Annotated in this window: 20 protein-coding genes; 9 read left to right on the forward strand and 11 right to left on the reverse strand. The window is 47.0% G+C overall.

Going from position 1 to position 24,344, the window contains the following annotated elements; all coding sequences use genetic code 11:
- Positions 1–152 precede the first annotated feature (152 nt).
- Positions 153–1,751 carry a catalase gene (locus MHB72_RS21075; protein WP_254121885.1) on the reverse strand — a complete coding sequence of 533 codons (1,599 nt, stop codon included), beginning with the start codon at positions 1,749–1,751 and terminating at the stop codon, positions 153–155.
- A 185-nt stretch (positions 1,752–1,936) separates the two neighbouring features.
- Here MHB72_RS21075 and katA point away from each other — a divergent pair, with 185 nt between their 5' ends.
- The 4 genes from katA to MHB72_RS21095 all read left to right on the forward strand — a co-directional run bounded on the left by katA (position 1,937) and on the right by MHB72_RS21095 (position 6,248).
- Positions 1,937–3,394: a catalase KatA gene (katA, locus tag MHB72_RS21080; RefSeq protein ID WP_216919239.1), complete on the forward strand. Its 1,458-nt coding sequence runs from the start codon at positions 1,937–1,939 to the stop codon at positions 3,392–3,394.
- 117 nt (positions 3,395–3,511) lie between these two features.
- Positions 3,512–3,928: a Fur family transcriptional regulator gene (locus MHB72_RS21085; RefSeq protein ID WP_020453429.1), complete on the forward strand. Its 417-nt coding sequence runs from the start codon at positions 3,512–3,514 to the stop codon at positions 3,926–3,928.
- A 6-nt stretch (positions 3,929–3,934) separates the two neighbouring features.
- Positions 3,935–4,888, forward strand: coding sequence for a ferrochelatase (gene hemH, locus MHB72_RS21090; RefSeq protein ID WP_020453430.1), 954 nt, complete (start codon positions 3,935–3,937; stop codon positions 4,886–4,888).
- 334 nt (positions 4,889–5,222) lie between these two features.
- Positions 5,223–6,248, forward strand: coding sequence for a pectate lyase family protein (locus MHB72_RS21095; RefSeq protein ID WP_026580314.1), 1,026 nt, complete (start codon positions 5,223–5,225; stop codon positions 6,246–6,248).
- Positions 6,249–6,285: 37 nt separating this feature from the next.
- Here MHB72_RS21095 and MHB72_RS21100 read toward each other — a convergent pair whose 3' ends face one another.
- The 5 genes from MHB72_RS21100 to MHB72_RS21120 all read right to left on the reverse strand — a co-directional run bounded on the left by MHB72_RS21100 (position 6,286) and on the right by MHB72_RS21120 (position 13,184).
- Positions 6,286–7,137, reverse strand: a complete 852-nt coding sequence (locus MHB72_RS21100; protein ID WP_216919237.1) for an NAD(P)H-hydrate dehydratase — start codon at positions 7,135–7,137, stop codon at positions 6,286–6,288.
- A gap of 165 nt (positions 7,138–7,302) precedes the next feature.
- Entirely contained in the window at positions 7,303–9,054 is a 1,752-nt protein-coding gene (cydC, locus tag MHB72_RS21105) for a thiol reductant ABC exporter subunit CydC (protein ID WP_216919229.1), read from the reverse strand.
- Positions 9,051–10,775 carry a thiol reductant ABC exporter subunit CydD gene (gene cydD, locus MHB72_RS21110; RefSeq protein WP_216919227.1) on the reverse strand — a complete coding sequence of 575 codons (1,725 nt, stop codon included), beginning with the start codon at positions 10,773–10,775 and terminating at the stop codon, positions 9,051–9,053. The genes cydC and cydD overlap by 4 nt, the downstream gene beginning before the upstream one ends.
- Positions 10,775–11,791 carry a cytochrome d ubiquinol oxidase subunit II gene (cydB, locus tag MHB72_RS21115; RefSeq protein WP_216919225.1) on the reverse strand — a complete coding sequence of 339 codons (1,017 nt, stop codon included), beginning with the start codon at positions 11,789–11,791 and terminating at the stop codon, positions 10,775–10,777. Before cydB ends, cydD begins: the two co-directional genes overlap by 1 nt.
- Positions 11,778–13,184 carry a cytochrome ubiquinol oxidase subunit I gene (locus tag MHB72_RS21120; protein WP_020453436.1) on the reverse strand — a complete coding sequence of 469 codons (1,407 nt, stop codon included), beginning with the start codon at positions 13,182–13,184 and terminating at the stop codon, positions 11,778–11,780. The genes cydB and MHB72_RS21120 overlap by 14 nt, the downstream gene beginning before the upstream one ends.
- 789 nt (positions 13,185–13,973) lie before the next feature.
- Here MHB72_RS21120 and MHB72_RS21125 point away from each other — a divergent pair.
- Both MHB72_RS21125 and MHB72_RS21130 read left to right on the forward strand, forming a co-directional pair.
- On the forward strand, positions 13,974–14,762 hold the full coding sequence (locus MHB72_RS21125; RefSeq protein WP_020453437.1) for a formate/nitrite transporter family protein: 789 nt from the start codon (positions 13,974–13,976) through the stop codon (positions 14,760–14,762).
- Between the two features lie 84 nt (positions 14,763–14,846).
- Entirely contained in the window at positions 14,847–15,236 is a 390-nt protein-coding gene (locus tag MHB72_RS21130; RefSeq protein WP_095291342.1) for a DUF1259 domain-containing protein, read from the forward strand.
- A gap of 17 nt (positions 15,237–15,253) precedes the next feature.
- Here the strand turns inward: MHB72_RS21130 and MHB72_RS21135 are convergent, their stop codons facing one another.
- The 4 genes from MHB72_RS21135 to MHB72_RS21150 form a co-directional block, all read right to left on the reverse strand.
- The gene (locus tag MHB72_RS21135) at positions 15,254–16,585 is read right to left on the reverse strand and encodes an NAD-dependent malic enzyme (protein WP_020453439.1); all 1,332 of its coding nucleotides are present in this window, start codon (positions 16,583–16,585) and stop codon (positions 15,254–15,256) included.
- 34 nt (positions 16,586–16,619) lie between these two features.
- Positions 16,620–18,017, reverse strand: coding sequence for a Na+/H+ antiporter NhaC (gene nhaC, locus MHB72_RS21140; protein ID WP_216919223.1), 1,398 nt, complete (start codon positions 18,015–18,017; stop codon positions 16,620–16,622).
- Positions 18,018–18,259: 242 nt separating this feature from the next.
- On the reverse strand, positions 18,260–19,687 hold the full coding sequence (gene aspA / locus MHB72_RS21145) for an aspartate ammonia-lyase (protein WP_026580319.1): 1,428 nt from the start codon (positions 19,685–19,687) through the stop codon (positions 18,260–18,262).
- A gap of 22 nt (positions 19,688–19,709) precedes the next feature.
- Positions 19,710–20,699, reverse strand: coding sequence for an asparaginase (locus MHB72_RS21150; RefSeq protein ID WP_020453442.1), 990 nt, complete (start codon positions 20,697–20,699; stop codon positions 19,710–19,712).
- Positions 20,700–20,914: 215 nt separating this feature from the next.
- Here MHB72_RS21150 and MHB72_RS21155 point away from each other — a divergent pair, with 215 nt between their 5' ends.
- Positions 20,915–21,262 (forward strand): helix-turn-helix domain-containing protein, encoded by a 348-nt coding sequence (locus tag MHB72_RS21155; protein WP_020453443.1) that lies wholly within the window; start codon positions 20,915–20,917, stop codon positions 21,260–21,262.
- Positions 21,263–21,348: 86 nt separating this feature from the next.
- Here MHB72_RS21155 and MHB72_RS21160 read toward each other — a convergent pair whose 3' ends face one another.
- Positions 21,349–22,395 (reverse strand): lactonase family protein, encoded by a 1,047-nt coding sequence (locus tag MHB72_RS21160; RefSeq protein ID WP_216919221.1) that lies wholly within the window; start codon positions 22,393–22,395, stop codon positions 21,349–21,351.
- Between the two features lie 205 nt (positions 22,396–22,600).
- Between MHB72_RS21160 and MHB72_RS21165 the strand changes: the two genes are divergently transcribed.
- Both MHB72_RS21165 and MHB72_RS21170 read left to right on the forward strand, forming a co-directional pair.
- Positions 22,601–23,290, forward strand: a complete 690-nt coding sequence (locus MHB72_RS21165; protein WP_020453445.1) for a response regulator transcription factor — start codon at positions 22,601–22,603, stop codon at positions 23,288–23,290.
- Positions 23,287–24,267, forward strand: a complete 981-nt coding sequence (locus MHB72_RS21170) for a sensor histidine kinase (RefSeq protein ID WP_216919219.1) — start codon at positions 23,287–23,289, stop codon at positions 24,265–24,267. Before MHB72_RS21165 ends, MHB72_RS21170 begins: the two co-directional genes overlap by 4 nt.
- The last annotated feature ends 77 nt before the right edge of the window (positions 24,268–24,344 follow it).

The raw sequence follows: 24,344 nt of genomic DNA on the forward strand, positions 1-24,344 counted from the left end.
TCGCAAATTGGAGCGGACATCCCAAGCCTCTTTTTGTATTCTCCCTTTTTCCTCCTCAGCTGAACCGATTGTCTCCATTATTCCAAAATAAAAAGGATACGCTGAAGCGCATCCATATCTTAATATCAGTTTGAATAGATAATGATGATCCTTTAATAAGGATCTTCACTATGCCCTTTTTCTTCCGCCTGTCTCGGCGCATCTTCGGCGCCTTCTGCTCCGATCGGCTCCCGGCTGGATGTATTTTGGCTGGAAGCGTCTCTTAATCCTTCCTCGACCCTGCTTCCATATTCCTTGTCGCATTGCTTCAGCATATCGATCATTTTCGTTTGAATTCTTTGATCGCATGGGGCAAGTGTATTGACCAGATTCGTGATCAGCTCGTCCTTTTCCCAATCTTCGAAATGCCTGTACGTGTCCCCGGCCTGCTTGAAATTATTCTGCCTGTCGATACTTTCGCGCACCAGATTTCCTTCGACATGCGGGGTGTATTCTTTGCCATCCTGCTTTGCTTCTTTCAGCCCGTTGATTGTTGAAGGTTCATAGTTGATGTGCGGGCTTTGATTTTTGCCTAAATCGACCTTGTACTGCATCTGGCCGCCCCGCTGATTGGTTGCCACTCTTTTTTTCGGCGCATTGATCGGCAGCTGCAGATAGTTGGCCCCTACCCTGTATCGCTGTGTATCAGAGTAGGAAAACGTACGTCCCTGAAGCATTTTGTCATCGGAAAAATCAAGCCCGTCGACAAGAACCCCTGTTCCGAATGCCGCTTGTTCGACTTCTGTAAAGTAGTCTTCCGGATTTTTGTTTAATACCATTTTGCCGACAGGCAGCCAAGGAAATTGATCTTCAGGCCACAGCTTCGTGTCGTCAAGCGGGTCAAAATCGAGCTCAGGATGCTCATCATCGCTCATGATTTGAACGAACAGCTCCCACTCGGGATAATCTCCCCGCTCAATCGCTTCATATAAATCCTGTGTGGCGTGATTGAAGTTCTTCGCCTGAATTTCTTCCGCCTCTTTTTGCGTCAAGTTTTTTATGCCCTGCTTCGGTTCCCAGTGATATTTCACAAGGACTGCCTCTCCTTCTTGATTCACCCATTTGTACGTGTTGACCCCGGACCCCTGCATCTGCCGGTAGTTTGCCGGAATGCCCCAAGGCGAAAACAAAAATGTGATCATGTGCATCGCTTCAGGCGTGTTGGAAATGAAGTCAAAGATTCTTTCGCCATCCTGCAAATTCGTAACCGGGTCCGGTTTAAATGCATGGATTAAATCAGGAAACTTCACCGCATCGCGGATAAAGAAGATCTTCAAGTTGTTTCCGACCAGATCCCAGTTCCCGTCTTCAGTGTAGAACTTAACGGCAAATCCGCGAGGATCCCGCAGTGTTTCCGGTGAAGATATCCCGTGAGTCACCGTCGAAAAACGGACAAACACCGGGGTTCTCTTGCCTTTTTCCTGAAACAGCTTTGCTCTCGTATACTTTGAGACCGGCTCATCGCCTGCTGTCCCATAAGCTTCAAAATAGCCGTGCGCTCCGGCTCCCCTGGCATGAACGACCCGCTCGGGAACCCTCTCCCTGTCAAAGTGGCTGATTTTCTCCAAGAAATCATAGTTCTCCAATGTAGAAGGCCCCCGGTTGCCCACGGTTCTGATATTCTGATTGTTTGTGATCGGGTGGCCCTGCCGATTTGTTAACGTATCATCCGTCTCCATGTCAGATTTCCGCTCGTTTGAATGCTGATCCATCCCTTTTCCTCCTTTATTTGGAATTAACAATAATTTATCCCAAGTTCAGGAAGTTATTCAAGTTTCAATACATTAAATCAACGATAATGAATTTTTCTTTATAATAATTATAAATAAATATTGTTTTTTTCTTGAGAAATGTTATCATTGTTTTGTAATTAAAATTTACGCGAGGTGATCCTTTGATGACGACAAATAAAAACAACCTAACAACCAGCTGGGGCGCTCCAGTTGGAGACAACCAAAACTCAATGACAGCTGGTTCACGCGGACCGACGCTGATTCAGGACGTCCACTTGCTCGAAAAGCTTGCCCACTTCAACAGAGAGCGTGTGCCTGAACGAGTTGTGCATGCAAAAGGCGCCGGTGCGCACGGTTATTTTGAAGTCACAAATGACGTTTCCAAATATACAAAAGCTAAATTTTTATCAGAAGTTGGAAAACGCACGCCGTTATTTGTCCGTTTTTCAACTGTTGCCGGCGAAAACGGTTCAGCCGATTCCGTCCGCGACCCGCGCGGATTTGCTGTTAAATTTTATACAGAGGAAGGGAACTATGATCTCGTCGGAAACAACACACCTGTTTTCTTTATTCGCGATGCGATTAAATTCCCTGATTTCATTCATACACAAAAGCGCCATCCGGTCACACATTTGAAAAACCCGGATGCCGTATGGGATTTTTGGTCATTGTCTCCAGAGTCCCTTCACCAGGTGACCATCCTGATGTCTGACAGAGGCATCCCCGCCACTTACCGGCACATGCACGGTTTCGGTTCCCACACATTCAAATGGGTGAATGCCGAAGGAGAAGGCGTCTGGATCAAATACCACTTCAAAACAGAACAAGGCATTAAAAACCTGACCGAAGAAGTGGGGACAAAGATTGCAGGTGAAAACCCCGATTATCATACACAGGACTTGTATGAGGCGATTGAAAAAGGAGACTTCCCGGCATGGAAGCTGTACGTTCAAATCATGCCCCTGGAGGATACGGATACGTACCGTTTTGATCCGTTCGATGTTACAAAAGTATGGTCGCAAAAAGATTATCCGCTGATTGAAGTCGGCCGCATGGTTCTAAACCGCAATCCGGAAAACTATTTCGCAGAGGTTGAACAAGCTACATTCTCCCCTGGAACATTGGTGCCCGGCATTGAACCGTCTCCCGACAAAATGCTCCAGGGACGCCTGTTCGCATATGCGGATGCGCACCGCTACCGCGTCGGCGCAAACCATAACAGCCTGCCGATCAACCGTCCGAAAGCGGACGTCCATAATTATCAAAGAGACGGACAAATGCGCTTTGATTCAAACGGCGGGGGCTCTGTCTACTATGAACCGAACAGCTTCGGAGGCCCTCAGGAATCTCCGGAAAACAAAACAACGGCTTATCCGGTGTCAGGTTCGGCGGACAGCACTTCTTACGACCATAACGACCACTACACACAGGCTGGCGATCTTTACCGCCTCTTGAGCGAAGAAGAGCGGACTCGTCTTGTCAGCAATATCGTAGGTTCGATGAAGCAGGTGACAAAAGACGAAATCAAGCTTCGGCAAATTCAGCATTTCTATAAAGCAGATCCGGAGTACGGCACACGAGTTGCCGAAGGATTGGGCTTGTCTGTTCCGCAGGAAGTTTAAGGCTAAATCATTTCAATCATTCTCAATGAATATTCTCATTTTCTCAGGTACAGGCACCCGTCTTCTTAAGCATGCGGGTGCCTGACCTTAATCAAAGAACGACAGGGGATGTTACGTGTGGAAGACGAACAGCTCGTCCCTTTCTTAAAGAAGCGGGGTTTACGAATAACGGCTCAGCGCGTCCTGATTTTAAAAACGATCGCTTCTCTGGGCGGCCACCCATCGGCGGAAGACATTCACCGGGAATTGCCGTACATGAGTCTCCCGACAATCTACAGCAACTTGAAATTATTTGTGAAGCTCGGCATTTTAAAAGAGCTGTCCCACGGAGACGCAAAAAGCAAATATGAATTATTTACATCAGAGCACTATCATGTTGTCTGTAAATCATGCGGAAAAATCGCTGATCTGGACTATCCTCACCTCAAAGAGGTTGAGCATGCAGCAGCACAATTGACGAACTTTAAAGTGAACTCGCATTATTTAGGGATTTACGGAATCTGTACAACATGCCAAGAACAGCAGCAGAGGTGAAGACATATGAACCGAAAAAAAGTCGGCCTGTTAGTCATGGCATACGGAACCCCTTATCAGGAAGAAGATATCATTCCGTATTACACGCATATCCGTCATGGAAAGCGGCCGTCCGATGATATGATTGAAGACTTGAAAAAACGCTACAAGCATATCGGCGGAATCTCTCCGCTCGCGGAAATTACGCTCGCTCAGGCAAAAGAGCTGGAAAAAACGTTGAACGAGCGCCAAGATGAGGTCGAATACGTGATGTATCTCGGCTTAAAACACATCTCTCCGTTTATCGAGGATGCGGTTGAACAAATGAAAAAAGACCAAATTGAAGCGGCCGTTTCCGTCGTCTTAGCTCCCCACTATTCCACCTTCAGTACCGAAGTATACAATCGGCGCGCCAAACAGGCCGCAGCAGCAATCGGCGGCCCCCGGATCGCATCGATTGACGAATGGTACCAGGAAGAAGGCTTTATTCGCTATTGGTCTGAAGAAATCGGCAGCATTTTAAACGGCATGTCTGAAAAAGAACGAAAAAAAGCGGTTCTTGTATGCTCAGCACACAGCCTGCCGGAAAAAATCAAGGAGCATGGAGATCCATACCCGGATCAACTCGAGAAAACGGCCCAACTAATCGGAGAACAACTGTCGTTTGACCAGATCGCCGTAGGCTGGCAAAGTGAGGGCAACACACCCGATCCGTGGCTTGGTCCGGATGTCCAAGACTTAACAAAAGAACTGTATCAGGAAGGCTTCCGGTCATTTATTTACGCACCGGTCGGATTTGTCTCTGACCACTTGGAAGTGCTGTATGACAACGACTATGAGTGTAAAGCGGTTACGGACGAGCTTGGCGCAAGCTATCACCGTCCGCCTATGCCGAACACCGATCCGCGCTTCATCGATACGCTTGCCGCAGTCGTTGAGCGAACATACAACAGCACAGAACAGGAGAAAGCGGGACTGTAAATCGCTCCGAAAATGAAAAACTGAAGAAAACATGATTTAGAAGCAGAATCTATGGCTATTCATTTCCATAGATTCTTTTTTTTGCACCATTATGATGAAAGACCTCCAACTAAAAATGCGCTTATTCTCAGATTCGTGTCATTTGGCATAATCACCAGCTTATGCGCAAATCCAACTCACATCATGATTATTCAGATTATTCAGAAACGTATGCTATGCTCTCTCTGATTCCAATAAAAGGGAGGGATCATCAGTGTCCATCACTTGGCATCCGCCGTAATTGTAAGCGTTTCCTATATAGCGGCGGCATGAAAAAAGAATAGGAGGAATGAATGTGAAGAAATTAATCAGCATCATCTTTATCTTTGTATTAGGGGTTATCGGGTCTTTGACAGCGGCGGTTTCGGCAGAAGCAGCTTCTTCGTTAAGCTCGGGCAAAGTAAATCCGCTTGCCGATTTCAGCTTAAAAGGCTTCGCGACACTAAACGGCGGAACAACAGGCGGAGAAGGCGGTCAGACGGTAACCGTAACAACGGGAGATCAGCTCATTGCGGCATTAAAAAATAAGAATGCAAATACGCCATTAAAAATTTATGTCAACGGCACCATTACAACCTCAAATACATCCGCATCAAAGATTGACGTCAAAGACGTGTCAAACGTATCGATTGTCGGGTCAGGGACCAAAGGCGAACTCAAAGGCATCGGCATTAAAGTATGGCGTGCCAACAACATCATCATCCGCAACTTAAAAATTCACGAAGTAGCTTCCGGCGATAAAGACGCGATCGGCATTGAAGGCCCTTCTAAAAACATTTGGGTTGATCATAACGAGCTTTACCACAGCCTGAACGTTGACAAAGATTACTATGACGGATTATTTGACGTCAAAAGAGACGCCGAATATATTACATTCTCTTGGAACTATGTGCACGATGGCTGGAAATCCATGCTGATGGGCTCATCGGACAGCGACAATTACAACCGGACGATTACATTCCACCATAACTGGTTCGAAAATTTGAATTCGCGGGTGCCGTCATTCCGTTTCGGAGAGGGCCACATTTACAACAACTATTTCAATAAGATCATCGACAGCGGAATTAATTCGAGAATGGGCGCACGCATCAAAATTGAGAACAACCTTTTTGAAAACGCCAAAGATCCGATTGTCTCTTGGTACAGCAGTTCACCAGGCTATTGGCATGTATCCAACAACAAATTTGTAAACTCCAGGGGCAGCATGCCGACTACCTCTACTACAACCTATAATCCGCCATACAGCTACTCACTCGACAATGTCGACAATGTAAAATCAATCGTCAAACAAAATGCCGGAGTCGGCAAAGTCAATCCATAAACTTTGAGGTGAAACGTTCGGAGGCATTCCGAGCGTTTCACTCATTTCCATCCTCATACGCTTTCCAAACCGTAGGCAGCAGATGGGAAAGTTCATGTGCGAGAAGCGTATGGGCCGATCTGGTCTTTGTCCATGCGTCAGCACATGCGCCATGCAGGTGGACAGCATTCAACACCGCTTCTCTCGGATTCTCATGACAGCACAGCATTCCGAGAAGCATCCCGGTTAACGTATCTCCGGTTCCTCCCTTTGCCAGCGCCCCGTTTCCCGTTACATTCCTCCAGCACTTGCCATCCGGGAAAGCAATGATCGTTTCATTGCCTTTCAATACAAGAGTAACACCGTGTTCCTCTGCATAATCTCGAGCATAACCGGCCCGGTTCGTCTCAATTTCTTGAATGGACAAGCCTGTCATTTTCGAAAATTCCCCCGGATGCGGCGTTAATATCACAGGTGCTTCCCTTTCTTGATACGTTCGTTTTGAAAGAGCACCCGCATCAAGGACAACCGGGCAGTCTTTCGTCAATACGTTCCGGACCGCTTGCTCAGTCATTTGCGAAAGCGGCAGCCCCGGCCCGATCGCAATCGCCCGGTAAGGTTCGGCAATCTCGCCGGACGCCGCCTTTTCTAAGCCGTCCCGCCAATACGTCGCTTCAGGGAGAACGGGGACGATCAACGGAATGGCACTTCCGCACGTTCCGATGACAAGCTTTCCAAGACCGCTCCGCATCGCCCCAATTCCTGCAAGGAGAGCCGCTCCCGGCATATCATCGCTTCCCGCGAGCAAAAGGCCGGTTCCATAAGTTCCTTTATGACTTCCATTCCCCCTTTTCGGCAATGAGCCCTTCACACAGTCTTTCGTCCATATCGGCAATTGTTCTGCAGACATCCCGGATCACACCTTTCAATACAAAGTTTAAACAAACGTTTAATTAAATACTAACTGAATCATACCCTTCACCGCTCTTTAACATGCAAAATAAAAGCAGTTGATGAGCGGGCCATATAAAAAAAGACAGCTTCTCGACTTGAAGCTGTCTTTTGCGGTTTTCTACTAAGAAAGCCGGCCGACAGGCGCATCCAGACGATAAAGTCTTGAATAGCGCGGATTGTTTTCCAAAAGCTGCTGATGGCTCCCTGCCATTGCAAGCTTCCCTTTGTCTAAAAACAGAATCCGGTCGGCCGCTTCGGCTCCTGCCAAATGGTGTGTAATCCATAGAACCGTCTTTCCATCAAGCACTTGAAACATCGTTGATAGAAGCTCTTTCTCTGTTTTAGGATCAAGACCTATAGTCGGTTCATCCAATACAACGATTGGCGGATTCTGCAGCAGAATCCGCGCCAATGCAATCCGCTGACGTTCTCCGCCTGAAAAACGAATGCCCGTTTCCTGAACAGATGTATGATATCCTTCGGGAAGAGACTGAATATAATCGTGAAGCTTCACCTGGCGCGCCGCCCAATACACGTCCTCATCGCTCGCGTCAGGGTTTCCGAGCCTGATATTATTCAAAACCGTCGTATCAAACAGATGCGGCTGCTGATTAAAAACGGAGACTGCGCGTGAGATTTCTCCCTGAAGAGACTGCACAGAAATGCCGTTCAATGTAATGTTTCCTTTAGAAGGAGCGAGCGCCCCTTGTATCAACGACAAGATCGTCGATTTACCAGCGCCGCTCGGCCCGAGCAAAGCGGTCTTTTCCCCCTGCTTTAATATAAATGAAACACCGTCCAACACCGGATGGCCTTCTTCATAAGAAAAACAAACATCTTCAAAGCGAAGCGTGACATCGTCCAAACCTACAGCCTCCGCCCGTTCCTGCTGAACAGCGCCTCCAATTTCTTCCCTTTTCGGCGGCTCAAGCCCGTCCATTCTTTCTAAAGAATCCTGATACTCAGGGATTGACGCCGCTGCGTCTGAAAGCGGAAAGAAAGCTTCTGTCAAAGGAAACACAACAAGGACAAACGCTGCAATAAACACAGGAGCCAGGGCGCCTTCCGCGCTTTGTCCGCCCGCCCATATTAACATCAGAAGAACAAGTCCTGCCGCCAGGCATTGCATGGCAAAGTCCCTCCAACGACTGAAGCGCATCCGTTTCTTTTCGATCGCCAGCCATTCCTGCTCTGCCGCTTCATACGCATGGACGAAGTCATTTTGCCGGCCGCTGAACACCCAGTCGCTCACGCCCATGACCGCGTCTGTCAGCTGACGGTACAAGAGGCTTCGTCCTCTTTTCAGCGCAACATTTTTCGCCCTTGTCACAAGCAGGGAAACAAGCGGAACAAGAAACACGAAAACCGCTGCATAGATCGCGATCAGCCCTGCAAAAGGCCATGAAAAAAAGCCAATAGCAGTGATGAATACGCCATATAAAAGAAGCGCCGACAGCCCGGGAAATACCGTTCTCAAATACATGTCCTGCAAATGCTCAACATCGTCGGCCAAAATGCCGAGCATATCCCCCGTCCGAAAGCGTTCACGCCATTTTAAAGCTTGAGGTTCCAGCATCCTGTAAAGCCTGACGCGCATATCGGATAAAATTTTCAAGATGATATGGTGTCCGGTCAATCGCTCAACATAGCGCGACACCGAGCGCAGAATCCCGAAGGTGCGGACCGCTACGATCGGGACATAAATCATCAAAACATTTTCCGGACGCGTAGCCGCTTTGGATATTAAATAACCGGAGGTAAACATGAGAGCTGCAGCCGAGCATGCCGTCAATCCGCCAAGCAACACGACAATGATCAAAAGCCTTATATTTTTCTTGATATAGGGCAGAATCCACCCGTCTTCATTGTTCATGATGCACCTCCAAACGACTGCGCCTGCACAAGCTCGTAATAAACGCCCCGCTTTTCAATCAATTCTTGATGTGTACCGGTTTCAGCCACCTGTCCATTCTTCAGCACGATAATTTCATCCATATCAAGCATCCAGTGAAGACGATGAGTTGCCATAAAAACCAGCTTGTCTTCAAACAATTTCAGCATCGTTTTTTTCAATTCGTATTCTGTTTCGATATCCAAGTGAGCAGTCGGCTCATCTAAAAGGAGAATCGGACGGTTGCCCAGGAAAGCCCGGGCAACGGCTGTGCGCTGCGCCTGTCCGCCGCTTAATGCCCTCCCGCCTTCACCGATCCGTTCCTCTAAGCCGGACGGAAGCTGATCAATCAGCTCCGTCAGCCCGGCGGCTCTTGCTGCCTGTTCAACTTCTTCGTCAGAAGCGCCGGGATGATAAAAACGGATATTGGCTCCGAGCGTATCCGGAAAGATATAGGGATGCTGCGGAATATACAGGAGCTGATTTTGCCAGCTGTCTGTCTGCAAATGCGTCCTCTCTTTTCCCCCGACTTTGATCACGCCGCTTTTCGTTTCCAAGAAACCGCCGAGCACATCGATAAGCGTAGATTTTCCGGCACCGCTTTCTCCGATGATTCCGATTTTTTTCTTTCCTTTAAACGATAGAGAAATGCCGGATAAAGAGAAGTTTTCCTCCTCATCATGCCGCACCTCTACATCCTTGAACTCGATTTGATCTTCGTCTGACCATCGCTCAAGATCCAAAGGTGCCTCATCCTTGAAACCGGGCGACTCCAATATCGCCTTGATCGCTTTACCGGCTTCCCGTCCGTTCAACGTAGCATGATAGTCATTGCCGACTTCCCGGACAGGGAGAAAAAACTCAGGCGCAAGAATCAGAATGGCTAGCGCCGGCTCCAGTATGATAGTGCCGTCAACAAGACCGAGACCGAGAAAAACGGCTACGGTTGCAACGGACAGCATGGTGAAAAAATCCAGTGCAAACGAAGACAGAAAGGCAATTTTAAGCGTGCCCATCGTCGCTTTCCTGTACCGTTCGCTCACATGAAAAATATTCTTCGTATGTGAACGGCTCATGCCCAGCACTTTCAATGTTTCCAGGCCGCGCAAGGAATCAGTAAAATGATTTGAAAGCATCTCATACGTCTTCCACTGGCTGTCCGCTTTTCTCTTTGCCGCATAGCCGAGAAGGATCATAAATGCGATTAAAATCGGCAGCGTAATCATTAAGACTGCAGCGGAGGATGTGTCTTTAAAAAAGACATAACAGACAACCGCCGGCGGTATTACAGCCATGCTGATCATTTTTGGCAAAAACAGCTCCAAATAGCGGCGAAACTGCGCAATTCCTTCCATCGCGAGTGTGACGACGTGACCTGTTCCTTCTTTTCTCGCCAGTCTGGGGCCGGATTGGAAAAGCTTCTCCAAAAACTTTTTCCTCAGGTCGGCCCCCGTCTTGGCGGCATAATCAAAAATCAGCCTTTGCCTGACAAGGGTCACGGCATGGCGGAATAAAAAAGCGGCGGTAAATAAGATGATCAGCGGAACAAGCGAACCGACCCGCTCGCCGTTAAAAAGGCGGGTCACCGCTTCAGCAAGCCATTCGGCCTGCATGATAATAGCTGCGCCCTGCATGCATGTCAGTACGGTGAGTGCTGCAAGAATTCGCTTCATTCCTTTATATTGCAAAAGATCTTTTCCCATTAATAAATCATTGGCTCCTTACTGCTGACCCGTTTTCGAAAAACATAGTAGCTCCAGATCTGATAGCCCAGCACGAACGGAAGCAGTGACAGCGCGACGATCGTCATCACTTTTAAAGAATAGTCTCCTGATGAAGCATTATAAACCGTTAAATCATATGCGCTTTTGACCGAGCTGATCATGACGCGCGGGAACAGCGCAGTGAAAATCGTCGCCACTGTGAGGGCGATCCCAGCCCCTGTCATAGCAAATGTCCAGCCGTCGCGTTTTTGTTTCATAAATACGATCGACAGCACATAACAAACGACAATCAGAGTCGCAAGAGGTATTGTCACATGTCCCCTGCCCGTGAACAAGTCCGTTTCAAAAATGGATAAAGCAACAAAGGCAACAAGCGCCGCCAAAACGGCGAATACGACTTTTTTAGCCAGCTGTCTTGCCCGGTCGCGCAAATCGGCTTCAGTTCTCAACGTAATAAAGATCAGGCCGTGCAGCAGGCAGAGAAGCGTAACGGTGACTCCCCCTGTTACGGAATAGACGTTCACATAGTCAGTAAAACCGGCGTGCAGATTCATATCGGCATCAATCGGCATACCGCGCAAAATACTAGTAAATAAAACACCGAACAAAAACGGGGGCAGAATGCTGCCGAAAAATACGACCCAATCCCATGTTTTCTTCCATTTTGCGGTTTCGACTTTCCCTCTAAATTCAAACGCGACTCCGCGTCCGATCAATGCAAGAAGAACAAAGACAAACGGAATGTAATATCCGCTGAACATCGTGGCATACCAGTTTGGAAAAGCCGCGAAAATCGCGCCTCCCCCAGTCAGCAGCCAGACTTCATTGGCATCCCAGAAAGGGCCGATCGTATTGATCATCACCCTCCGTTCAAGCTCGTTGCGCCCGAGAAACCGGGTCGCCATTCCGACGCCGAAATCAAAACCTTCAAGAAAGAAAAAACCGATGAACAGCACAGCGACTAATATAAACCAAAGTTCATTAAGAGATACCATGGTAAACCTCCTGATCAAACGGGTCTGTCGATACGGAATCATCATGATGGTGGTCATGGTGTGCAGCCCCTTTTTTAATCTCCCGCACAAACAAGTAGACAAGAACGAGCGCCAGTACAAGATAAATCGCTGTAAACGCGATGACGGAAAACAGCAGCATTCCTGCTGATACGTTCGGCGACACGGACTGCGCCGTTGTCAAAATACCGAACACCGTCCACGGCTGGCGTCCGATTTCAGTCATGATCCACCCCGCCGTATTTGCAATGAATGGAAAGGCGATTAAAGCCACCATCGTCCGCAAAAACCATTTGCTTGTTTCAAGTCTTTTACGGAAGCTGAGATAGAGGCCAGTCAAAGCGGCAACGATCATTAAAAGTCCTGAGCCGGCCATGATTCTGAAGCTCCAGAACGTCGTTTTCACCGGCGGAATATAATTTCCTTCTCCGTATTTTTCTTCATATTGCTTTTGCAGCGTCTTCATTCCGGGCACATCGCCGCTGAATTGTTTATAAGCCAAATAGCTGAGCGCATACGGGATGCTGAGCTCTGATTTGTTTTCCTGCTTGTCCGCATCAATGTTCGCAAGCACCGTCCAAGCTGCAGGATCGCCGCTGTCATCCCAAAGCGCTTCGCTGGCAGCCATTTTCATCGGCTGGCTCTTCATCAGATGCTGGGCCTGCTCATGTCCGCTGAACGCTACGCCGATGCCGGAAACAAGCGCCACAATCATCGCGATTTGAAAGGATTTTTTAAAAAAGAGCAATTCCTGTTTTTTCAGCATTTTATACGCGCTGACACCGGCAATAAAAAACGCCCCGGTGGCAAGCGCACCGAAAATGACGTGCGGAAATTCAACCCATAGCTGCGGATTTTTAATAATCGCAAAGAAATCGGTCATTTCCGCGCGGCCGTTTTTGATCGCGAATCCGACAGGCTCCTGCATAAACGAGTTGGCCGCTAAAATCCAAAACGCCGACATGATCGTTCCAAGCGAAACAAGCCAGATGGACAGCAAATGGATCTTCTTCGGAAGCCGATCCCAGCCAAATATCCACAAACCGATAAACGTCGATTCCATAAAGAAAGCAAGCAGCGCCTCCACCGCGAGCGGAGCGCCGAATACATCACCGACAAAGCGGGAGTACTCCGACCAGTTCATTCCGAACTGAAATTCCTGTAGAATCCCGGTGACCACACCGACTGCAAAATTAATTAAAAATAAGTGCCCCCAAAATTTAGCCATCGTTCTGTAAATGTCTTTTTTCTTTACGACGTATAGAGTTTCCATTAAAGCAACCATAAAGACAAGCCCGATTGACATCGGTACAAAAATAAAGTGAAAGATCGTTGTTGAAGCAAATTGAAATCTTGCCAAAATGAGTTCGTCCACTGTTCCAGTCTCCTCCTCTTTGTTCTAGCCGGACCGTTGCCGAATGGCATCACCCTTGCTCAAAGTTTCACATGAATCTTATGAATATGATCACAGACAAAAGGGTGACCTTGGCCCGCATTGATGTTCCGTTATTATCCGGATGGTTATTTATACCTGTACTTTACCGCGAATCCCTTCTTAAATAAAGTACATATTCCCTAATTTATGGATGTCATTGTGACAATTATCCGAAGAAATTATAGATATTTTGTGACGCGGTGGTTAACAAGAACTAAATCAGCATGAGAAAAATGCCCCTCATTCCCGCGGAGCATTTTGTCATTCAACGATTGCGATTCTCTGCGCAAAGCCTTGCGGATCAAAAGAATACCGTTATATGCAATTAAACAAATTCGGCGCTTTCCTTCAGCTTGAAAACGCCTGACGGAAAGTCCTGCTATTTTGTCCAATCTGTGAAATCTTCCCTCAGCCTTTTGCGCACGTCCTTCATCTATGCCTTCATGCAGCACCTGCTGATTACACTGCGCATTTACCTGCTTGCTGCCGTATCCCTCCCTGTCGAGCTATTTTTGAAACATCGCTCCCTCAGGCTTTTACGAATGGATGGAATATTTATTACTTAAAAATAAACAATAACGATACCCTGTTTATTCTATGAAAATCGAACCATACATTTGTTCAAACAAAATACACAAAATTTGTGAAATGTTTCACAATATCCTGCTATACTTAGTTTGTATTTATGATAGATACTTCTTTAGTAAACACTTGATGGTGGTGGAAAACATGGAATCAAAATCACTTGTTCTAGTCGAAGAGCTTGCCTTAAAAAAGCAAAGCATCTTTATGCAAAGCCCGCTTCGTTATCTTTTACGAGCTATGCTGGCCAGTATGTTTATCGGGTTCGGAGTCATTGTAGCGTTTAAAACGGGGAATCTATTTTATGTTGAACATTCTCCGTTCACATATCCAATTGCAGCAATCACATTCGGGGGTGCCATTATTCTGATCGTCTATGGCGGAGGAGATTTATTTACGGGAAATACATTTTATTATACATTGGCTGCGCTTCGTAAAAAAATGCGTTGGCCCGCTGTTATCAAGCTGTGGATGTTCAGCTATGCAGGAAATTTAATGGGCGCCGTGTTTTTCGCAGGCCTCATCTTTGCGACCGGTTTATTTAAGGATCCTTCTTCCACAGGCTTTATACTTAGCGTGGCGGAACATAAAATGAATACGCCGGTGACCGAATTGTTCTTCAAAGCGATTTTGTGTAACTGGCTAGTCTGCCTTGCGTTCTTTGTTCCGATGGCGCAAAAAGGAGACGGAGCGAAAATGTTCTCTATGATGCTGTTTGTTTTTACTTTCTTTATTTCCGGTTATGAACACAGCATCGCGAACATGGCCACTTTTGCCGTCTCTCTGGTCACCGAGCATCCGGATACGATTTCGATTGCAGGCGCAATCCATAACTTGATTCCGGTAACCCTTGGGAACCTGATCGGAGGCGCGTTTATGATGGGCTTCATGTACCACTATGCAAACAAGCCGGGCGGTGAAGAAATCATCAAATAAAAAGATTGTCCATTTTTAAAGGATTCTAAATATGCGGGTTCCCTTCATAAAATCGTGGTAACTTTAAAAATGGAGGTTCAGCAGATGCAAAGTTTTCATTCGCTTTGCCAGCAGTTTGGACATATTTTAAATGGGGAGCCGCACATTGAACACGGTGTCTGTTCTGTCAGCATCAAACGGAATTTGCGCGTCACGATTCAAGGAAGGCCAAGCCGTGGAGTCGGCATGGAAGAAGTCATGTTCGAGTCGCTCGATCAAAACGGAATCGCCTTGAATATGGCCGAAGTTGCCATTTTGCCTGAAGAAATTCTGTTGTTTACAAAAAAGCTTGTCGATCAAGGCATCATCATCAGCGCTCTCCACAATCATTGGATTTTTACAAAACCGAATATTTTATATATTCATTTTCAATCTGTAGAACCGCCGTTAACATTCGCAAGAAAAACAGCTGCCGCTTTATCCGTATTGCGATAAAGCAGCAGCTGTTTTCTTTATCCGTTCATTTTTCCCATTTCTGAAAGTGCGACCCTTTCGACTGCTTTGGCCACAATCTCGTGAACATCAGGATTCAGCGGATCAGGCACAAGATCGCCTTGTTTTGTGCAGGATGCAATCGCTTCGGCGGCCGCGACCAGCATCGGGTGGCTGATCGATTCCGCTCCGGCATTTAACACGCCCCTGAAAATACCGGGGAACCCCAGCACATTGTTGACAGACCGTCCATCCGCAGCGTAGGCTGCCCCGGCCTCGAGCGCATCCTCAGGCTCAATCTCCGGCTTCGGATTGGACAGAGCCAAAATCACCTGGCCTTCCCGAACCCATTTCTTATTGATCAATCCCGGAACGCCGGTTGTCGCGACGATGATATCGCAGCTTTCCATCAATTCTTCGATGCTTTCAGCCGCATGGCCGCCATAGTTCTCTAAACGCGCCATCGCCTCAAGCGATTTATCCGTTCCGATGACACGTTTTACCCCATATGCCATAAACATTCTGCAGATCGCGACCCCTGCCGCACCCAGGCCGATTTGGCCGACATGGGCCTGCTTCAGATCGACCCCTGCACTCTTGGCGGCTGAAATGGCGGCCGCCAGTGTCACCACCGCAGTACCGTGCTGGTCGTCATGCATGACCGGAATATTCAGGTCGTTTTTCAGGCGCTCTTCGATTTCAAAACAATGCGGTGAACCGATGTCTTCAAGCAAAATACCGCTAAATCCGGGCGCAATGTTTTTAACCGTCCGCACGATTTCGTCAGGATCATTCGTATCAAGCAGAATCGGAACTCCGCTGATGTCTGCAAGCTGGTCGAAAAGCGCGGCCTTCCCTTCCATAACAGGCATTCCCGCCACAGGCCCAATGTCTCCCAAGCCTAGGATGGCCGTACCGTCCGTTACAATTGCAACCGAATTGCCGATGCCTGTATAGATATTCGCTTTTTGCGGCTCTTCTTTAATAAGCTCGCACACATTCGCGACACCCGGCGTATACACCCGCCGCAGATCAGCGAGCGAGCGGATCGGCATCTTGCTTTTCACGCGGATCTTGCCGCCTTCATGGGCAGCCAGTACGTCGTCTGAAACGGTATGAAGATGGATGCCTTCTTTTAAGTTGCGGATCACTTCAAGGATCTCGGTAAGCTGTTCTTCATGCTCAACTTGAACCGTAATGTTCCGCATCGTATAATTCGGCCCCACCTTGATCGTTTCAACCTCTCCGATATCACCGCCGGCAAGGCCGATCGCCGTTGTCACCTTTCCAAGGTTTCCTGGTGCTGAAGGGATTTCCAGCATCAAATTCCGAATAATATTGTTGCCATTCATAACAGAATACCTCCATCAATTGTTTTAAAATCGGCTACTGAACCGGCGAGTCTTTTTTATCGGTGTACCAAATAAATTTACCTGTGTATCCGTACAAAATCGCAAGGCCGATTGAAACAAAGCTCAGCCACATGAACGGCAGATAAGAGAAGGTTGACACGCCGAGAATCCCCGCCATATATATGCCGTTGTCTGACCACGGCACCATGCCTGACGTCATCGTACCGCCGACTTCCGCGTTTCTGGAGAGCACCCTCCGGTCAATTCCGAGCTTGTCATAGCTTTTCTCCATAATTTTCGGTGTTAAAATGAGCGAGACGTACATCGCGCAGCCGAACACATTCGCCAGGAAAGCGACGATAATCGTCGAGAATGTGACGTTGCCGGCAGAAGTCAGCTTTTGCTGGAATTTGGACACGATCACTTTTAGAACGCCTAAGTGCTCCAAAAGGCCGCCAAAGCCCAGACCGAGAATGATAACGACGACCGAACCGAGCATGCCTTGAATTCCTCCGCGGTTTAAGAGCTCGTCCATAAATTTGATCCCGGTGTCGATGGAAAAGCCGTTGTATGCCGTGCCAAGTGCATCCGCAAAATTCATGCCTTGGAAGACCGCAGCCCAGATCGCCCCCAAAAGTGCGCCGATCGCGATCGTCGGCACAGACGGCTTTCTCATGGCCAAAAGAACGATAACGATAACAGCCGGAACAAGCATCCAAATATGAATATCAAACGTGTTTTGCAAAGAAGTTTTCAAAAATTCGACTTTCTGCAAATCGACATTTTTACTACCGTAAATAAATCCGGTAATGGTGAACAACACCGCCGTGATCAAATAGGCGGGAACCGACAAATACAACATCGCTCTGACATGGGTAATCACTTCGACCTTTGAAAGGGATGACGCAAGCACTGTACTATCGGAAAGCGGTGATAATTTATCTCCGAAATAGGCGCCGGACAGCACGGCTCCGGCTACAAGCGGAAGCGGAAGCCCCAGCCCTTCACCGATTGCCATCATGGCGATCCCGGCCGTTCCTACAGTACCCCAAGACGTACCTGTGGCCACAGAGGTGATCGAACAAATAATGAGCGTGGCAAGCAGGAATATGCTCGGGTGGATAAACTCAAGCCCGTAATAAATCAAAGTCGGCACAACACCGCCGGCTATCCATGTACCGATCAGAGCGCCGACGGCAATCAGGATCAATATCGCTTCGAGTCCGTTTGAAATTCCGTTTGTAATCGATTTTTGCAAATCTTCATACCGGTGCCCCAGGCGCAGACCGAGCAAAATCACTAAAAACCATGAAATAAACAATGCCAGCTGAATCGGCAGATCAAATTTGACTGTAAATGAACAAACTATCGCTAAAAATGTACCTAATACACAAATGATTTCCAACATTGATGGCAACCGTGCTGTTTTCAACCTAAATCCCCCTTATTATTGAAACGCTTTCAAAATAAGCTACATAAAAATAGCAATCTGCTTCAATTTTTTCTTAAAAATTTAACTAACAACGAACAGTATACCACGAAAAAGGCTGACGCGGTACCACTTCACCGCTGTTGTCCTTTCTCTTCATAAAGTTATTGAAGGAAAGCGAAAACACTCTGTGTTTCTATCCCGGTAAAATGCTTCAGAGTGTTTTCGCGTACTGTTTTTTCAGCTTAATCCCGATTTAAAAGTTCAGCCCCGGCAATCCCCGGTTTTGTCATTTCATAAGGATTCAAAATCAGATCAAGCTCTTCTTCTGTCAACACATCGTTTTGAAGACAGAGATCGCGGACGGATTGCCCTGTTAAAATCGCTTCTCTTGCAATTCTTGCAGCTGCTTCGTAGCCAAGATGCGGGTTGACCGCAGTAATGACGCCTGCGCTTTTTTCTACATATGCCTTTAAGCGTTTTTCATTCGCTTCGATTCCTGCTACACAGTGATCGGTAAACGAACGGAATCCGTTGTTCATGATGCTGATGGACTGCAGGAGATTAAAGACGAGCACTGGCTCCATCACATTCAGTTCGAGCTGTCCGGCTTCAGAAGCGAGACAAATCGTATTGTCGTTTCCGATGACTTGGAATGCGATTTGGTTGATCAGCTCGGCCATAACCGGATTGACTTTCCCCGGCATGATGGATGAACCCGGCTGTCTTGCCGGAAGAGAAATCTCAGCAAGTCCTGCACGCGGACCTGATGCCATCAACCGAAGGTCGTTGGCGATTTTCGACATGTTCATCATGCATACTTTTAATGCAGCCGAAACTTCTGTGTACGCGTCCGTATTTTGCGTCGCATCCACCAGATGGTCAGCGCCGACTAGCGGAAGACCGCTGATCTCAGCCAAGTGCTTGACAACATTTTCAATATAGCGCGGATCCGCGTTCAATCCTGTTCCAACCGCGGTAGCGCCCATATTGACTTCATACAGATGCTGACGCGATTGTTTAATCCGTTTGATGTCGCGTTCAATCACGCGGCTGTAAGCTTCAAATTCCTGCCCAAGGCGGATCGGCACTGCGTCTTGAAGATGTGTGCGGCCCATTTTAATGACGTGGTCAAAGTCGCGCGCTTTTTTCTTAAACGCGTCAAGCATGTATTCCATTGTGTCCAGCAGCTTTTCCAGCTGCTTGAGCGTTGAAATGTGAATCGCCGTCGGGAATACGTCGTTTGTCGATTGAGACATGTTAACGTGCGTATTCGGACTCAGGTGAATATACTCGCCTTTGTTGTGGCCGAGCAGTTCAAGTGCACGGTTTCCGATGACTTCGTTCGCGTTCATATTCATTGAAGTTCCTGCGCCGCCTTGAATCGGATCAACGATGAATTGATCGTGCAGCTTTCCTTCAAGGATCTCATCAGCGGCTTGGACAATGGCATCTCCAAGGCCATTATAAAGACGTTTTGTCTCCATGTTGGCAAGCGCGGCCGCTTTTTTCACCACTGCCAGCGCTTTGATCATTTCTTCGTGGATTTTATATCCTGTAATTGGAAAGTTTTCCGCTGCCCGCAATGTCTGAATACCGTAGTAGACATCGGCCGGAATCTTTTTTTCTCCGAGAAAATCCTTTTCCGTCCGGTATGTCATTTCAGTTTTCATTTTTTAACCCTGCTTTCTTTTTTTAGATGATGATATCGTCTGCAATTGGCGTTTCCATAATCTTTTTGACTTCAGCTTGTTGTCCGGTTTTTCCTAGTGCCCACATCAGCTTCGGAACGATCGCTTCGGTGTTCATATTCCTCGAGCGGATGATGGCATCTTGGTTTACCTTGCGGCCGACCTCGTAAATGCTCATATCCTCTCCTTCTTCAAGGCATTGTGTCGTAATAGCTACGACTACTCCGGAATCGATCAGCTCGTTCACTTTTTCTAAAATGTTTCTTTTCTCAAAAGGAATGCCGCCGCTTCCGTAGCTCTCAATCACAATACCTTTATATGAACCTTTCAGACAATCAAAAAACTCAGGCTTTAATCCGGGATGAAGCTTCACCAGACAAACATCGGTATTTAAGGACGTATCGAGTTTCAAAGCGCCTGGCTTCACTTCGGGAACCCGTTTGTTATACTCGATCTCCTTGTCATGAATGAAAGCAACGTAAGGATAATTGATGCTTTCAAATGCATCGTAGCTTTTTGTTCTTAATTTGATCGCTCTCGTGCCTAAAATGACGCGGCCGTCAAAGACGACGTAAACTCCGCCGATACCGTCGCACGCGAAGCGGACCGCATCTTTAATATTTTTTTTCGCATCCGTTTTCTTAAATGTAATCGGAACTTGGGAACCCGTAATCGCAACAGGCTTATCAATATTCTGCAGCATGTATGAAAGCGCCGCCGAGGTGTAGGCCATCGTATCGGTTCCGTGCGTGATCACAAATCCGTCGTAGCTGCTGTAATTCTCATATACAGCCTCAGCCATCATCACCCAATGTTCAGGCTGCATGTTGGTGCTGTCTATATCCATTAAAGATTGGCAATCTATCGTATAATTAGAATGGTCATCAGATAAATAGTTGAGAAGCTCTTCCGCTTTAACCCCCGGAGCCAGTCCGTTTTCGCCTTCTACTGAAGCGATGGTCCCGCCGGTGGTCAACAGCAGTAACTTTTTCATGTGCTACACCTCTTTAAGAAGTAGTTTTATACAGTATAAAGCATGTTTTGTTTTTACGAAGAAGGCTTGATACATCAGGAATGTATACGCTTTATGCGTACCTTCAATGCAATTATAGTCCTCAAATGTGAAATAATCAAGAAACTTTATTCATTTCGCGTACACTTTTGCTGATAATGTGCTATAATCACTGTGTATTAAAAGGAGCGTAAGATATGAATTTAGATCGATTAACAACACTGAGAAAAAATAAAAAATGGTCATTGCAATATACTGCCGACCGCCTCGGTATTGCGAAAAGCACTTACGCGGGCTATGAATCGGGCTACCGCCGCCCTTCTTTAGAGGCGCTTATCGAAATCGCTGATTTATTCAATACTTCCACTGATTTTTTGCTTGGCAGAGTTGACGATCCCCGGGATGAAAAGGCTAAAAACGAAGCCATTGAACTGACGGAATGGGATAAGCTCAAGCTGGCAGTCGACGGGACGCTTCTTTCCGAAGAAGAAATCAAGCAGATGGTTGCGTTTATCAAGGTCAAAAAAGAGCTGGATGCGGGGTAAAATGACAGCGGTTAACCGCATGCTGCAAGTGTTATAAAAAGAAAAAAACTTGACTGGCTAAAAAGGCCAGTCAAGTTTTTTTGCTTTTATTGATGTAAAAATTTCACACAAACCGCTTCAGGAGCAGGAACTCCGGACTGCAAAAGCGTCAGCCGGCCCGTTGTCCAGTCTCTTTCAAACAATGTCAATGTCCCTGTTTCCTGGTTGGAAGCGATTAAAAATTGCTCTGAAGGATCAATCTCAAAGTCACGCGGCCATTCCCCTTCAGTTGATACGTGTTCAACCAGGGAAAGTTCGCCCGAATACTCGTTGATGCTGAAGACGGCGATGCTGTCGTGTCCCCGGTTTGAAGCGTATACAAATTTGCCGTCTTTAGTGACATGGATGGCGCCGCCTTGGCTTGCACCGTCAAACCCTTCCGGCAATGCCGAAATGACTTGAATCTCCCTGAATTCACCCAAATCAGGATTGTATTCCAACACGATGACTTCATTGCTCAGCTCCGTTAATACATACGCATACTTTTCCTGCGGATGGAACTCAATATGCCTCGGCCCTGACCCCGGTGCAGTTGCGTGTTTTTTCACCGCTTCAAGCCGGTCCTCTTTCAATTGATACGTAATGATATGATCCGTACCGAGATCGACGGCTACTGCATACTTCTCATCAGGTGTGAATCCGGAATAATGAGTATGCGCTTTTTCCTGCCTCTCATGCGGTCCTGTTCCCTCATGCTGCACTTTTGCTGAAGGCTCAAGCAAGCCGCGGCTTTCATTTAAAGGGTATGCCATGATCGTCCCGTTGTGGTAATTGGCGGACAAAACATAGCGGTTATTCTGATCGACGCTGACGTGGCAAGGCGATGGTCCTTCCCCGGCCTGCTGGTTGACGAAAGTCAGCTCTCCTGTGGAGCCGTCAACACGATATGCGGCAACCCCACCCTTATCGCCGTCTTTGACCACTGCATAGAGCATTTCATTGTCTTTGGCGATATTCAAATATGTCGGACTGCCCAGCTTTGCTGCCGGCTTTGGCGTGCTTAACGCCTTTTTTTCCGTATCAAGCTCAAATGTATAAATCCCTTCGCTGTCTGCTTTTGTATATGTTCCGATATAGCCTCTGTATTTTGCCATTTGATCCTCTCCTTTTTTGACAGTCGTCCATTCCTATTTTAACTCACAGAAACTGAATTATCATGATCTGGTATGCAAAAACCTTAAGCGCTCACATGAAAAAAAATTTTTTATGATATTCTTAACATAAGAGACCTTCACTGCCGCTTTTATAATGGAATCGCTCATTTTCGGCAGCGGAGACTTGTTCATAGGAGTGTTCAAAATGACGAAAATCATGATTGTCGAGGACAGCGAAGACATTCGGAAGCTTTTATGCGATCATTTAGAAAAATACGGATACGAAACTGTTGCAGCGACTGATTTCACCTCTATCCTTGAAATGTTTCTCCAAGAGAAGCCCGATCTGATATTGCTTGACATCAATCTGCCGGCATACGACGGGTACTACTGGTGCCGGCAAATCCGCCAGCATTCGACTTGTCCGATCATTTTCATTTCAGCGAGAAGCGGAGAAATGGATCAGGTCATGGCGATTGAAAACGGCGGCGATGATTATATAGAAAAGCCTTTTTCCTATGAAGTGGTGCTCGCTAAAATTAAAGGCCAAATTCGCAGGGCATTTGGAGAATACGCCGTTAAGCAAGGAGAAAAAGTGATTGAATTTGAAGGCGTTCAGCTGTTTGTCGAACGTTTTGAGCTGCGCTGCCGGGATGAGAAGCTCGAGCTTTCAAAAAAGGAAAGCAAACTCTTGGAAGTGCTGCTTGAAAGAGGAGAAAAAGTGACAAGCAGAGACCGGTTGATGGAGAAGACATGGGAAACCGATACATTTATAGATGAAAACACGTTAAATGTCTATATTACAAGGATTCGCAAAAAATTGCGAAGCATGGACGTGCCCTTCTCAGTTGAATCCGTGCGGGGCGAAGGGTATCAGCTGAGGGCGAAATCATGAAGCTGTTCCTAAAAAACCATGCCGTTCTCATTCTTCTGTTTCTTTTTCAGGGCGGATTCGTGTTTTTTTACTATTGGTTTGCCGGCATGCAGACTTTCACCCACCTTTTTTACATTCTCGGCGTTCAGCTTCTGGCGCTGGCGCTTTATCTTTCGTACAAATGGTATGAAGAACACAGAGTCTACCAGTGGCTCGGCTCAGAACAAAAAGATACAGAAATTCCTTTTTTGGGGACGGCTGAATTTTGCTCAGAGCTCTATGAAAAACATATGGAGCTGAGTCGGCTCCACCACCGCAAAATACATGAGATGGAGTCCAAGCTGGAAGACAGGGTAACCTACATGAATCAATGGGTGCATCAGGTGAAAACACCGCTTTCCGTCATCAATCTGATCATCCAGGAAGAGGACGAACCCGTTTTTAAACAAATCAAAAAAGAAGTCCAGCAGATTGAATACGGACTGGAAACACTCCTCTATTCATCAAGGCTTGACCTGTTTGAAAAGGATTTTAAAATTGAAGCCGTGTCACTTGGCGAGCTGCTTCATTCTCAGATTCAGCGCTATAAACGCTATTTTATACAGCATCGGGTCTATCCAAATAAACAGGTTCCCGCTGAAGACGCCGTTATTTACTCTGATCGCAAATGGCTCAAGTTTGCCGTTGGCCAGGTTATCACCAACGCTGTGAAGTATTCGTCAGGAAAAAGCGAACGCATCGATATGTCGATATTCCGTAATGGCGAACGCATCATCCTGGAAATCAAAGATTACGGAGTCGGAATTCCTTCACAGGATTTGAAAAGGGTATTTGAGCCTTATTACACCGGGGAAAACGGACGACGCTTTCAGGAATCAACGGGCATCGGCCTCTACCTTGTAAAAGAGATTGCGGAAAAGCTCAATCATGATGTGAGCATCGCTTCAGAAGAAGGGAAAGGAACGACTGTGCAATTTTCGTTCCTTACAAAAATGTAAGTCTTCTTTAATAAAACCGCATAGCTCATCCACATCCTCCTTGATATGATTTGTTTACACAAACAAACGTGGCAAGG

The organism is Bacillus sp. FSL K6-1284 (assembly GCF_038002625.1).
GTDB lineage: Bacteria > Bacillota > Bacilli > Bacillales > Bacillaceae > Bacillus > Bacillus paralicheniformis.

What these genes read in the sequence shown, in the direction of transcription:
- MHB72_RS21075 (WP_254121885.1), bottom strand. Translation starts at nt 1,751, where the DNA reads ATGGATCAGCATTCAAACGAGCGGAAATCTGACATGGAGACGGATGAT.
- katA (WP_216919239.1), top strand. Translation starts at nt 1,937, where the DNA reads ATGACGACAAATAAAAACAACCTAACAACCAGCTGGGGCGCTCCAGTT.
- hemH (WP_020453430.1), top strand. Translation starts at nt 3,935, where the DNA reads ATGAACCGAAAAAAAGTCGGCCTGTTAGTCATGGCATACGGAACCCCT.
- MHB72_RS21100 (WP_216919237.1), bottom strand. Translation starts at nt 7,137, where the DNA reads ATGTCTGCAGAACAATTGCCGATATGGACGAAAGACTGTGTGAAGGGC.
- cydC (WP_216919229.1), bottom strand. Translation starts at nt 9,054, where the DNA reads ATGAACAATGAAGACGGGTGGATTCTGCCCTATATCAAGAAAAATATA.
- cydD (WP_216919227.1), bottom strand. Translation starts at nt 10,775, where the DNA reads ATGGGAAAAGATCTTTTGCAATATAAAGGAATGAAGCGAATTCTTGCA.
- cydB (WP_216919225.1), bottom strand. Translation starts at nt 11,791, where the DNA reads ATGGTATCTCTTAATGAACTTTGGTTTATATTAGTCGCTGTGCTGTTC.
- MHB72_RS21125 (WP_020453437.1), top strand. Translation starts at nt 13,974, where the DNA reads ATGGAATCAAAATCACTTGTTCTAGTCGAAGAGCTTGCCTTAAAAAAG.
- MHB72_RS21130 (WP_095291342.1), top strand. Translation starts at nt 14,847, where the DNA reads ATGCAAAGTTTTCATTCGCTTTGCCAGCAGTTTGGACATATTTTAAAT.
- MHB72_RS21135 (WP_020453439.1), bottom strand. Translation starts at nt 16,585, where the DNA reads ATGAATGGCAACAATATTATTCGGAATTTGATGCTGGAAATCCCTTCA.
- aspA (WP_026580319.1), bottom strand. Translation starts at nt 19,687, where the DNA reads ATGAAAACTGAAATGACATACCGGACGGAAAAGGATTTTCTCGGAGAA.
- MHB72_RS21150 (WP_020453442.1), bottom strand. Translation starts at nt 20,699, where the DNA reads ATGAAAAAGTTACTGCTGTTGACCACCGGCGGGACCATCGCTTCAGTA.
- MHB72_RS21155 (WP_020453443.1), top strand. Translation starts at nt 20,915, where the DNA reads ATGAATTTAGATCGATTAACAACACTGAGAAAAAATAAAAAATGGTCA.
- MHB72_RS21160 (WP_216919221.1), bottom strand. Translation starts at nt 22,395, where the DNA reads ATGGCAAAATACAGAGGCTATATCGGAACATATACAAAAGCAGACAGC.
- MHB72_RS21165 (WP_020453445.1), top strand. Translation starts at nt 22,601, where the DNA reads ATGACGAAAATCATGATTGTCGAGGACAGCGAAGACATTCGGAAGCTT.
- MHB72_RS21170 (WP_216919219.1), top strand. Translation starts at nt 23,287, where the DNA reads ATGAAGCTGTTCCTAAAAAACCATGCCGTTCTCATTCTTCTGTTTCTT.